This is a genomic window from Acinetobacter gandensis (genome assembly GCF_001678755.1).
GTDB classification, from domain to species: domain Bacteria; phylum Pseudomonadota; class Gammaproteobacteria; order Pseudomonadales; family Moraxellaceae; genus Acinetobacter; species Acinetobacter gandensis.
Genome location: NZ_LZDS01000025.1, coordinates 264,373 through 276,365 on the forward strand (window position 1 = coordinate 264,373; position 11,993 = coordinate 276,365).

At 39.9% G+C, this 11,993-nt stretch carries 10 protein-coding genes; 4 read left to right on the plus strand and 6 right to left on the minus strand.

Going from position 1 to position 11,993, the window contains the following annotated elements; translation table 11 throughout:
• Nucleotides 1-278: 278 nt before the first annotated feature.
• From A9J31_RS09845 to A9J31_RS09855, 3 genes are all read left to right on the plus strand, one after another.
• Nucleotides 279-800 carry a GspH/FimT family protein gene (locus A9J31_RS09845; RefSeq protein WP_067764914.1) on the plus strand — a complete coding sequence of 174 codons (522 nt, stop codon included), beginning with the start codon at nt 279-281 and terminating at the stop codon, nt 798-800.
• Nucleotides 801-908: 108 nt separating this feature from the next.
• Entirely contained in the window at nt 909-2,084 is a 1,176-nt protein-coding gene (locus A9J31_RS09850) for a thiolase family protein (RefSeq protein WP_067764917.1), read from the plus strand.
• 179 nt (nt 2,085-2,263) lie between these two features.
• Complete coding sequence (locus A9J31_RS09855) at nt 2,264-2,713, plus strand: VOC family protein (RefSeq protein WP_067764920.1); 450 nt, start codon at nt 2,264-2,266, stop codon at nt 2,711-2,713.
• 70 nt (nt 2,714-2,783) lie between these two features.
• Here A9J31_RS09855 and A9J31_RS09860 read toward each other — a convergent pair whose 3' ends face one another.
• From A9J31_RS09860 to A9J31_RS09880, 5 genes are all read right to left on the minus strand, one after another.
• Nucleotides 2,784-3,269: a DUF934 domain-containing protein gene (locus A9J31_RS09860; RefSeq protein WP_067764923.1), complete on the minus strand. Its 486-nt coding sequence runs from the start codon at nt 3,267-3,269 to the stop codon at nt 2,784-2,786.
• Nucleotides 3,262-4,905: a nitrite/sulfite reductase gene (locus A9J31_RS09865; protein WP_067764926.1), complete on the minus strand. Its 1,644-nt coding sequence runs from the start codon at nt 4,903-4,905 to the stop codon at nt 3,262-3,264. Before A9J31_RS09865 ends, A9J31_RS09860 begins: the two co-directional genes overlap by 8 nt.
• 264 nt (nt 4,906-5,169) lie before the next feature.
• On the minus strand, nt 5,170-7,575 hold the full coding sequence (locus A9J31_RS09870) for a glucose/quinate/shikimate family membrane-bound PQQ-dependent dehydrogenase (protein ID WP_067764929.1): 2,406 nt from the start codon (nt 7,573-7,575) through the stop codon (nt 5,170-5,172).
• A gap of 171 nt (nt 7,576-7,746) precedes the next feature.
• A complete protein-coding gene (locus A9J31_RS09875) occupies nt 7,747-8,955 on the minus strand; it encodes a carbohydrate porin (RefSeq protein WP_067764932.1) in 1,209 nt (402 codons plus the stop codon).
• A gap of 194 nt (nt 8,956-9,149) precedes the next feature.
• On the minus strand, nt 9,150-10,268 hold the full coding sequence (locus A9J31_RS09880) for a CaiB/BaiF CoA transferase family protein (protein WP_067764935.1): 1,119 nt from the start codon (nt 10,266-10,268) through the stop codon (nt 9,150-9,152).
• A gap of 211 nt (nt 10,269-10,479) precedes the next feature.
• On the opposite strand from A9J31_RS09880, the gene A9J31_RS09885 reads away from it, so the two are divergent.
• Nucleotides 10,480-11,490: an AraC family transcriptional regulator gene (locus A9J31_RS09885; protein ID WP_067765044.1), complete on the plus strand. Its 1,011-nt coding sequence runs from the start codon at nt 10,480-10,482 to the stop codon at nt 11,488-11,490.
• A gap of 12 nt (nt 11,491-11,502) precedes the next feature.
• Here the strand turns inward: A9J31_RS09885 and A9J31_RS15605 are convergent, their stop codons facing one another.
• On the minus strand, nt 11,503-11,790 hold the full coding sequence (locus A9J31_RS15605; RefSeq protein ID WP_245668224.1) for a hypothetical protein: 288 nt from the start codon (nt 11,788-11,790) through the stop codon (nt 11,503-11,505).
• Between the last annotated feature and the right edge of the window lie 203 nt (nt 11,791-11,993).

An 11,993-nucleotide genomic window follows, 5' to 3' on the forward strand; every position in this document is an offset into this window, starting at 1 on the left:
TTCACGCTGAATCATACAAACACTTTATTCTTTTTCCAAGTGCTTGATTAATCTAATCAAGTAAATTATTGACAAAATTACTTACAATTTCCGTTGTAATTCGGTAAATTTTTACTCAATTTTGAGCAGTGAATCGCCTATTGTCACTTGCTATTTTTATTTTAACAGCTTTATCAAAAATTGAGTAATAAAATTCTATACTCAAAATTCATAAAACGATCAAAGCATATTTATAACACTAGACAAAGAAAAATAATATTAAAATTAGGATTAAATAAATGTTTTATATAATAAAAAATGGTTTTACACTATTTGAGATCATTATTACCATTCTCATTATCGCCATCATTACAACAATTGCATTGCCTCACTTCCATAAAATGATGGCAGAACGAGAAATCAAGAAAGTTAAAGCAACAATTATCAGCTCAAGCCATTATGCACGTAACCATGCATCTCTATACCATGCAAACATTGTGATATGCCCAACGCCTGATCTAAAACAATGTCAATCCAATCATTGGAATACAGGCTTTTTAATTTTTATCGATCAAAATAAGAATCGACAAGTTGATTCGAATGAAAAAATTTTATACCAAGAAGCACTCAACCTAAAATATGGTGATTTAAATTGGCGCGGAACGCTCAGCACTCCAAGTTTAACCTTTCAAGCTTTATCCGGTTTACCCATTGGTTCTAATGGAAGTTTCTATTATTGTTCTAAATCTGATCTTCCGCATCAAAGAATCATTATGAGCAAGATGGCACACATTCGAATCGAAAATCCATCAACATGCTAGAGAACCGATGCGTCTACGAACATCTTTGAAATTCACTTTATTGAAAGCTAAATTTGCCTATACTGCTTTGGATTTTGAAATTTTAAACAGAACAATGGAAGCATAAAAATGACAGAAATCGTAATTGTAAATGGTGCACGTACTGCAATGGGTGGTTTCCAAGGCAGCCTAGCATCTGTAACCGCACCTGAACTTGGTGCTGTAACAATCAAAGAAGCTGTAGCTCGCTCTGGTTTACAAGCAAATGATATTGAAGAAGTGATTATGGGCTGTGTTCTACCTGCTGGATTGAAGCAAGGTCCTGCACGCCAAGCTATGCGACAAGCTGGACTACCGGATAGTACAGGCGCAGTTACGATTAATAAGCTATGCGGTTCAGGTATGAAGGCCGTAATGCAAGCAGCAGATATGATTAAAGCCGGTTCTGCAAATTTCGTAGTTGCTGGTGGTATGGAATCTATGAGTAATGCACCTTATGTCCTCACTAAAGCACGTTCAGGTTATCGCATGGGCCATGGTGACGTTAAAGATCACATGTTCCTTGATGGATTAGAAGATGCTGAAACAGGCCGCCTAATGGGTTCATTTGCTCAAGACATGGCAAATACAAAAGGTTATACCCGTGAACAAATGGATGACTTTGCGATCCGTTCACTGAAACGTGCGCAAACTGCAATCAATGAAGGTTACTTTGCCGATGAAATCGTACCTGTTACAGTTTCAAGTCGTAAAGGCGATGTGGTCATTGATAAAGATGAACAACCTTTTAACGCTAATTTAGAAAAAATCCCAACATTACGTCCTGCGTTTGCCAAAGATGGCACCATTACCGCGGCTAATGCCAGTTCAATTTCTGATGGGGCTTCTGCGTTGGTGCTTACTTCGGCAGAACAAGCAGCAAGCAAAGGTTTAAGTCCTTTAGCTAAAATCGTGGCTTATGCCTCAAACTCACAGCATCCATCAGAATTTACCATTGCGCCTGTTGGTGCCATTCAAAAAGTTTTAAATCAAACTGGTTGGTCTGTTGCGGATGTTGACCTGTGGGAAATCAATGAAGCTTTTGCCATGGTAACCATGTGTCCGATAGATGAATTCAAATTAGACCCAGAAAAAGTCAATATTCATGGCGGTGCTTGTGCACTAGGCCATCCTGTCGGCTCTACCGGTTCACGTATCATTTTGACTTTGATTCATGCACTGAAACGCACAGGTGGCAAACGTGGTATTGCAGCGCTATGCATTGGTGGTGGCGAAGCAACTGCTGTGGCGATTGAACTGCTTTAATTTACTGTTTTAATTCTCTCTCCCTCGGGAGAGAGCTAGAGAGAGGGGCTTTTACTCCCCTTCCTATAGAATTTTAAATCCCTCTTTTGAGGTGTTTTTTATACTTACACTTTTTCATCTTTTATTCTGCTTAAGCCTGTTAAATTAGAACCATCAAAACAACAAAAAAAAGGCTTTACATGCAACTCAATCACTATCTAAATTTTCAAGGCAATACTGAAATAGCTTTTAATTTTTACAAATCTGTATTTGGCGGAGAGTTTTTGAATCTCATGCGTTACGGTGATTTACCCGCTGAAGATGGTATCCAGCTATCTGAAACCGACAAGCAAAAAATTATGCATATCTCCCTGCCGATTAATGAGTTCACAACTTTAATGGCTTCAGATGTAAATGAGCAGTTTTGCGCACAAACCAACCAACCTTTTACTGTCGGTACGAATCACTATATTTCTATTAATCTAGCATCATCTGAACAGGATCAAGCAAAACAACTTTTTGACGCGTTATCAAAAGATGGAACAATTGAAATGCCCTTGGATAAAACCTTTTGGGGAGCACTCTATGGCGCATTTACCGATCAGTTCGGTATTAAATGGATGGTCAATTGCCAGCTTGAAAACGAATAATCACTCATTAAAAGTATTTCGATCAATAAAAAAGCCTCCGAACGGAGGCTTTTTTAATCAATCACGGCACTTAAGCACCTGTTTGATAATGCGCTTGCGGCACCGCAGTTGAAGCTTGGTAAGGGTTAGTAAAATCACCTAAACCTGCAGCAGCCTCAGTAATATCCTTGCCTTCTTTAACCACAAAACTATCAAAACCTGAACGTTTCATGTAATTCAACACATCTTTAAAGACATCACCTGTTGCACGAAGTTCACCTTGGAAACCTTGGCGACGTAACAATGCAGCAAATGAATAGCCACGACCATCATTAAAGCCTGCAAAATCGATGAAAATTGTATCTAGCTGATCTAATGGAAATTGATGATCTTCAGGAGATGCATCAACTGTAACGAATAAACCTTTTTTACCGCTAATATTCGCCAATTGATCTAATTGCTCAACGGTTAAGACCACATCACCTTGTGGCAACACACCATCTTCACCAATCACTTGATAGGTATTATTAGTAACAGAGCCATCTTTAGTGAGGACTTGAAGTGCGGTATTAAGCATATGCACGCTCCTTAAATGGTTGAATACCAACACGGCGGTAAGTATCAATAAACCCTTCACCTTCAGTACGAAGATCAAGATAAGTATTTAAAATTTCATCAATAATATCTGGTACAACGTCAGCCGCAAATGATGGGCCAAGAATATCGCCAATTGAAGCATCATGATCCGCATTACCACCTAAGGTAATTTGGTAGAATTCAGCGCCTTTTTTATCTACACCTAAAATACCAATGTTACCTACATGGTGGTGACCACAAGCATTCATACAACCTGAAATATTCAAGTCGATTTTGCCAAGGTTATAAATGGTATCAAGATCGTCAAAACGACGTGAAATCGCTTCAGAAATTGGAATTGATTTCGCATTTGCCAATGAACAGAAATCACCACCTGGGCAGCAAATAATGTCTGTTAAGAAGCCAATGTGTGCACGTGCCAAATTGTGTTGATCAAGGATTTTCCACAATTCGAATAAATCTTTTTGCGGTACATCAACAAGTGCAATATTTTGTTCATGCGTCGTACGGAACTCACCAAAAGTATATTTATCAGCAAGATCTGCAATCAAATTCATTTCTTCAACAGTCATATCACCCGGTGCAATACCCGCACGTTTCAGTGAAATGGTCACAATACGATAGCCTTTAACTTTATGCGCATTGGTGTTGATATTGAACCATTGTTTGAATTTTGGCTCAGCTGCAAATTGTTCACCAAAGTCTTCATCTGCATAGTCTTGATAATCAAATGGTGTGAAGTTCTCATCCATTTTTTTCAAGGTGTCTGCATCAACTTTTAAAGTCTTGATGGTATGTGCAAATTCAGCTTCAACTTTTTCAGCAAATACAGCTGGTGTCAGTGCTTTCACTAAAATTTTGATACGCGCTTTATATTTATTGTCACGACGACCATGCAAGTTATAGACACGAAGCACGGCTTCTAGGTATGCAATAAGGTCTTCACGTGGCAAGAAATCACGAATAAAGCTACCAATGACAGGTGTACGACCTAAACCACCACCGACTTTAATTTTGTAGCCGATCTCACCTGCTTCATTTTTCACGATATACACACCGATATCATGGAAAGATGTTGCAGCACGGTCAGTTTCTTCAAGTGCAGACACTGCAATTTTGAACTTACGAGGCAAGAATGCAAATTCAGGATGGAATGTTGACCATTGACGAATCAATTCACACGTTGGACGTGGGTCTGCAATTTCGCCTGCAACCACACCTGCATATTGGTCAGTCGTGGTATTACGAATACAGTTCCCTGAGGTTTGAATCGCATGCATTTGAACAGATGCAAGCTCTTGCAACATGTCAGGCACGTTTTCTAGTGCAGGCCAGTTGAACTGAATGTTTTGACGTGTTGAAACGTGCGCATAACCACGGTCGTAGTCTTGAGCAAGTTGTGCAATTTTACGTAATTGTTTTGAGTTCATTAGACCATAAGGCACAGCAACACGCAGCATTGGCGCATAACGTTGTACATAAAGGCCATTTTGAAGACGCAGTGGACGGTACTCATCTTCCGTCAATTTGCCTGCTAAATAACGTTCCGTTTGATCACGGAACTGTGCAACACGTTCATTAACCAGTTGCTGGTCAAAATCAGTATATAAATACATGGCGTACAGCTAGTAATTTCTATTATAACGGTGCACAGCATAACGAGATTTGATCTATCAAGAAAATGCGTTTTTTACATATTTAATAGCGATTTTATTGATAAGACAATCGTAATTTCACTGATATAGCGGATTGCAGGCACTCATTTCATCTATTTCTCTATATTGATTATTTTTATCATTGCTTAGCACATTTACTCATATACAGTTACATAAAAAAAGCCCGACGAATCGGACTTTCTTTTCTTGGTTTTTTAAAGCCAATTATTTTTTATCTGGTAAAGCATAGGCCACTAAATAGTCACCCATTTTAGTACCAAATGAACCATGTCCACCGGCCATAATCACAACATATTGCTTACCATTCATTTCATAAGTCATTGGTGTCGCTTGACCACCTGCTGGTAAACGTCCTTCCCACAAAGTATCGCCATTGGTTACATTGATTGCGCGCATATAGTTATCTTGCGTACCACCAACAAACATCACATTACCCGCAGTCGAAATTGAACCACCAAGACCAGGAACACCAATTTTTACTGCTGGAAGTTGGAATAAATTTGGAAGACTGTCGCGAATCGTCCCGATACGTTTTTTCCAAACAACTTCATGGGTATTTAAATCAACACCTGCAGTAAAGCCCCAAGATGGTTGTTTACAAGGTAGACCAAGTGGTGACAAGAAGGCTTTAATTTCTACACCATAAGGTACACCATACATCGGTTGAACGCCTTGTTCAGTACCTGCACCTTTCGCTGTTTGCGCGCGGTTCGGATCTGTAGGAATCAACTTAGTCACAAATGGCAAGCCAATTGGGTTCATCACAGCCACTTGACGGTCTTGGTTGACCGACATCCCCCCCCATTCAAATACACCCAAGTTACCTGGGAATACTAAAGTACCGTTTTCTGAAGGTGGAGTGTAAATGCCATCATAGTTCAATGATTTGAAATAAACACGACACATCAACTGGTCAAACATGGTTGCGCCCCACATTTGTTTATCCGTCAACTTATCTTTTGGTGCTAAATCAAAATCCGAGAACGGTTGAGTTGCTGAGTAGCGCTCACCTTTCGTTTGTGGACCACGTTTCACTGTTTGTGGCACAGGTTTCTCAGTGATTGGAACAATTGCTTTACCTGTACGACGGTCGAGCACGAACGCGTTACCAGTTTTAGTTAAGACATAAATTGCAGGTACTGTATTTCCTGATTTATCTTTGATCTCCGCCAATGAGGGTTGAGATGGTACATCCATATCCCACAAATCATGATGGGTTGTTTGGAAGTTCCAAATCAATTTACCTGTCGATGCATTTAATGCCAACATTGAGTTCGCATAACGTTCATCAAGTTCAGTACGATGACCACCATAAATATCTGGTGTGCCTACGCCTGTTGGTACATAAACAATATCGAGTTTTTCGTCATAAGCCAAAGGTGCCCATGCATTCGGAGAGGCCACAGAGAATTTTTGACCTTCGCCCGGCATAGCATTTGGATCTTGCGCACCAGTATCAAAAATCCACAACAATTCACCAGTGTTGACATCGTAACCACGAATAACACCTGATGGTTCTTTAGTCGAGAAGTTATCTGTAGTTGAACCGCCAATCACAATGGTTGTACCAGTTACAACTGGAGGTGATGTTGGAATATAACCACCTGGATAAGGATAAGGCATATCTTTTTGTAGATCGACCTGACCATTATGACCGAAGTCAGTACATGCTTTACCTGTATCTGCATTCACCGCAACCAAACGACCATCGTTCACTGGTAAGATCACTTTACGTGGACATTCTGTTGAGCTTGAACGTTTGTTGACTAAACTTTTTGCAAATTGAGTCGTGTTCGCTGCATCAAAATAAGATACGCCACGACAAGTTAAATGTTGATAGGTATTATCCGCTTTCAGTTTCGGATCGAATGCCCATTTTTCTTTGCCTGTCGCAGGATCAAGTGCAATTAAACGTTGATGTGTTGTACACATAAACATGTTGTTGCCAACTTTAATTGGCGTCACCTGATTGGTAGTTTCACCTGAGTCATTTTCTGTTGGCATTTCACCAGTACGGAAAGTCCAGGCAACTTCCAAATCTTTCACGTTGTCGCTATTGATTTGAGTCAATGGTGAATAACGTACCCCACCCTGAGTACGACCATAGGCAGGCCAATCTTCAGGAGCAACCCCCTCAATTGCCGCAGCGGCTTGAGGTTGAGTATTTTTAATTTCACCATGTATTTCTTGTGGATCATTAAAAATAGAATAAATCATCACCACAATGGCAATAGCTAAAGTACTTGATAAAGCAATTTTGCTGGTTTTACTGTCCAATATGCCACGAGTGACTGCTGGAATTAACAGCCACAGGCCCAGTAAACCTAAAATATCAAAACGTGGTGCAAGTGCCCAGAAGTCTGAACCGACTTCCCAAAGTCCCCAAATAATCGTACCAATCATCAATATGGCATAAATATATAGGGAAGAGCTTTGATTTTTTCTTAAGAATACAGCTGATGCAAACATCAACAGACCAGCAATGATGTAGTACCAAGACCCACCAAGGACTGCCAGCCAGATACCACCAAAAAGAAGAACAAGACCGAAAATTGCCATCACAACGACGGTAAATGTCCGCATTCCTGTTCCTGTAGATGGATTACTCATGTTGACCACCTCTATTGTCGAATGTTTTACAATGCGTATAAATAAGCTCATACGCATCACCTTGTTCTGTCGCAAAAAGAAGCTGTTAAAAAAACAATTCGATATAGAGTATTTTTTTATCCTAATGCACTAGGTTGAATTGCTTTTATAAAAACTCTTTTTACGCAAAAATTAAAATGCTGTTTGGAACTTCAGACCGCCCACCCAAGCATTTTCACCATTTTTATATGCACCAACATGACGAACATATTGCACATTTGGACGAATGGTTAACCAGTTTGTTGCATGGATGCCGTAATAAATTTCGGCATCGTATTCTTCACTACGACCATCATTTAGGTCATCATTGATGCTAATACGGGCAAGACCTACTGCGATTTCATCTTTGGGACGCGCATCGAATGCGCCTTTGTAGACCAAGCCAATATTTTGCATATCACTTACATTATTGGTTTTAGTATCGTGCACGGTGGCATTGATAAACCCAGTTAAGCCACGTGATGTGTCTTCTTGATGTGCAGTCAATTGTTGTTTCGCAACGAACCAGCCACCTTGATGATGATCTTTTTCATGATTTGGATTAGCAACAACATCTGCATCGGCGCTAATGTAGTAATAACCTACACGGTATTCACCTGGTAATTTTTGCTCGCCGACTTTGGGTGTCCATACCACTTCAGCAGGTATAATGGCACCTTTAGAACCATCAGTACTCAGATTGAAACCTTTACTGCGTTTTAAGTTTTCAGGGTTGTATTCATACACACCAGTTTGTACATAAAATTCTGGGTTTACGTTGTATTTAACACGAGCCGCCCATTGTGAAACTGGCCAATTGTACCATTGGTCGCCCACCCAGTTACCTACTTGTGAGCCACATAGAGCTAAGTTCTGAAAATCACAATCGAAACTGTTGAAATCCTCACCTTCACCAAAACGACCGACTTTAATATCTAATTTTTGGTCTAAGAATTTTTTCTTGATCCAAAAATCTGTTAAACGCCAAGTTTGACCACGACCCCACACTTCTTGGGTCGCACTTAAATGTCCATTATCAACACCTGTAGATTGACCATTTAAGGCATCAGAGGTTTGAGAGAGAGATCGACCATTACGCTCTGTAATGTTAATTTGCGCTTCGGTATCCGCCCATCCTGCTATCTTTTCTAAGTCTAAGTGAGCACCTATAACAAATTGATCTGCATATTCAGTGCCATGACTTGAGGCATATTTTGAATCGAGCAAAGTGGCTAATTCACCACCGTAGCCAAAATTAAAATCATAACCTTTATTTTGCAATTCAGTTCTTTGTCCATTCCAATCACCAAGCATCCATTGGCTTTCAGCACTAAAGGCTGAGTTTCCAGCAGCAAAAGTCATACTTGATACGATTGAAGTTAGGGCGGCTGCAACTACGGTAAATTTGGGAGAGAAGCACATATAGCAGACCTACTTATTTATAGATATTTTGTATATATTACACCTATTTTTTGTAGCTTTGTTTAACTTTTTTATTTTGATTTAATTTACCTCTTGGTAAAAATAGCCAAGTTATTAAAAACATTCTGTATTTTTTACCACTTTCCTTCGCCTATTTTTTGCCCCACATGCAAATAACGATTTTGTGAGCGAGAAAACTTTATTGGACAAGCTAATTGACGTTCTGTCTGTGCCGAATTTGTATCCAAAGGAACATCGACCGTCCAATCCCGTTGCAATGCCAACGCTGAATCTAATGCTTCATCTAAATGAAGTACCGGTTCGACACAGACATCTGTATTTTCAAACAAGCTTAGCCAATGATGTAAATCCTGTTGGATGATTTTTTCCTGAATTGCCATTTTGACTTGTTTACGATCATCTGCATCAAATGAAGCGCCTTTTTCAAGCAATATTGGAAGTTCTAAAAGCTGTGCCAAACCCGAAGTAAATTGTGGCTCTAAACTACCAATGGATAGATAACGTGCATCTTTTGTTTGGTAATAATCATAAAAACTGCCACCATTTAAATAAGATTGCTCTGGTGCTGCGGCGACACCTGCGGCCAAAACACCTGAAGCTGCCATATTATTGAGACTGACTACACAATCAGTCATGGAAATATCGATAAATTGCCCCTGCCCGCTGCGTGCACGTTCATAAACTGCCGCAAGAATAGCAATGACAGCATGTAATGAACCACCCGCCACATCCGCAATTTGCACGCCTAAAGCTGGCGGTCCACAGTCAATACGCCCACTGTGTCCTGATATACCAGATAATGCGAGATAATTTATATCGTGTCCGGCCTTATCTTTATATGGACCACTTTGACCATAACCTGTAATGGAACAATAAATCAGTCGCGGATTGATCTCACTTAAAGTGTCATAACCCAGTCCTAAACGCTGCATCACACCGGGACGGAATTGTTCTAAGACAATGTCGTAATCAGAAATTTTTGATTTAATCAGTTCTACATTTTCAGAAAGTTTTAAATCGAGTGCGATGGATTGCTTGTTGCGATTGAGATAACTATGCGAAGTCGCCTGTCCATTGGCATAAGGTGGCATCATTCGAATAAGGTCTGGACGCGTCGGTGATTCAATATGCACAACATCTGCACCCATGTCTGCCAGATACATGGTGGCAAAAGGCCCTGGCAAAAGTGTAGAAAAATCGAGAACTTTCAATCCTTTTAAAGCTGCTTCCATTGGAGTTTTTACTCTATTTGTGTTGATTTTTCATTCATGTTAGAAATATAAAAAGATTAAAACAATGTCATGTTCAGCCATTTACCTTGATAGTTTCGGCAATTTACCATGTAAAAATGGCAAAACCGCTGTTGTAAATTGCCATGATTTCATTTTTTAGCGTCATTTAGGTCAAGCATTAGTGAACATTAAAGAGACTGAAGGATTAAACATGAGTCGTGATACGATCAGTATCCATTTCGTCAATGCAGCCTTAACAGGTGTAAAACGTCTCGGCATGGATGTCGAAACTTTATTGTCTCATGTTGGTATTGAAGCCGAACTTCTACGCCAGCCCAAAGCACGTATTTCCCCAGAACAATACACACGTTTTATTAAAATGTTGTGGATGGTGACTCAGGACGAACACGTTGGTTTTGATATTCAACCACGTCGTTTAGGTACTTTTGCCATCATGTGCCAATTGATTATTCATGCGAAGACCCTTGGTGACGCGCTTGAGCTTTCATCACAGTTCTACAAATTGTTTGGCGATGAATGGTCTGTAACTTTAGAACGTGATAAGCATGAAGCACGTCTAGTACCACAAATTCCAAAAACCATGGATCCAGATCATTTTATTACTGAAAGTATGCTCATGATTTGGCATGGTTTAGCATCATGGTTAATTGAACGTCGTCTACCTTTAGAACGTGTTCATTTTGGTTATGCTCGCCCTGAACATGCAGATGAATACGATGCGCTATTCTTTGCACCCGTAATGCAATTTGATGCACCGCGTACCGAAATTACCTTTGCTGCTGATTATCTCGACCTGCCAATTCGTCAAAACGAAGAAACTTTGGAAGAGTTCTTAAAAGCAGCGCCAGCTCAGTTACTTGTTAAGTTTAAAAATACCAATTCTTTAACGTCACGTATCCGTGACGTGTTGAAGAGCCAAATTGGTGAGGAAATGCCAACACTTAACGATGTGGCCTCTATGCTGTACTTATCTCCACAAACCTTACGCCGCCGCTTGGCTGCCGAGGGTAAGAGCTACCAAGGCGTTAAAGATGCCTTACGTCGCGATGCTGCGATTCACTTGTTGTTAAATCCAGATTTAACACTTGAAGATGTCGCGCAACAAGTTGGCTTTAGTGAAACCAGTACATTCCACCGTGCATTTAAAAAATGGACAGGTGTGACACCAGGCCTATACCGCCAACTGCACGGCTATCACTAAGCTGCTGTTAATTTAAAATAGAAAAGCAAAAACCTGATTTCGATCAGGTTTTTTATTGGGGAAATCTGAGCGGTCTCTTTGACAAAGCACTGGATCAACTGGGGTAATCACTCGTTTTCCATTCTGAATCCAATGCATCTCTGCTTTGGTGACCTGAAAGTTTCGATCATATTCACAAGCTAACCCACCCGTTCCTTCATCTGACGGGTGAATTCCGTAAATCATATAGATATAAAAACCGATCATTAAAGCAAAACCCAAACACACGATCAGCACAATCCAAGCTGCTACTTTCAACATTTTTTTTGCGCAATTTTGCATGATTTCTTTATTTGCGATATGTGTTCCAAATGATTACAACATGTTTATAAGCGCATTGGTCGATTTGGAAGCTAAATCATTCTAATAAAAAACACATTGTATCGATTCCATTTTGCTTGATTCTCTTAAAAATAGTTGACCAAAAAGCTCAAATGATCTGATCCGTTCTTGTCATTGCACTC

What these genes read in the sequence shown, in the direction of transcription:
- A9J31_RS09885 (WP_067765044.1), top strand. Translation starts at nt 10,480, where the DNA reads ATGAGTCGTGATACGATCAGTATCCATTTCGTCAATGCAGCCTTAACA.
- A9J31_RS09865 (WP_067764926.1), bottom strand. Translation starts at nt 4,905, where the DNA reads ATGTATTTATATACTGATTTTGACCAGCAACTGGTTAATGAACGTGTT.
- A9J31_RS09845 (WP_067764914.1), top strand. Translation starts at nt 279, where the DNA reads ATGTTTTATATAATAAAAAATGGTTTTACACTATTTGAGATCATTATT.
- A9J31_RS09880 (WP_067764935.1), bottom strand. Translation starts at nt 10,268, where the DNA reads ATGGAAGCAGCTTTAAAAGGATTGAAAGTTCTCGATTTTTCTACACTT.
- A9J31_RS09860 (WP_067764923.1), bottom strand. Translation starts at nt 3,269, where the DNA reads ATGCTTAATACCGCACTTCAAGTCCTCACTAAAGATGGCTCTGTTACT.
- A9J31_RS15605 (WP_245668224.1), bottom strand. Translation starts at nt 11,790, where the DNA reads ATGTTGAAAGTAGCAGCTTGGATTGTGCTGATCGTGTGTTTGGGTTTT.
- A9J31_RS09870 (WP_067764929.1), bottom strand. Translation starts at nt 7,575, where the DNA reads ATGAGTAATCCATCTACAGGAACAGGAATGCGGACATTTACCGTCGTT.
- A9J31_RS09855 (WP_067764920.1), top strand. Translation starts at nt 2,264, where the DNA reads ATGCAACTCAATCACTATCTAAATTTTCAAGGCAATACTGAAATAGCT.
- A9J31_RS09875 (WP_067764932.1), bottom strand. Translation starts at nt 8,955, where the DNA reads ATGACTTTTGCTGCTGGAAACTCAGCCTTTAGTGCTGAAAGCCAATGG.
- A9J31_RS09850 (WP_067764917.1), top strand. Translation starts at nt 909, where the DNA reads ATGACAGAAATCGTAATTGTAAATGGTGCACGTACTGCAATGGGTGGT.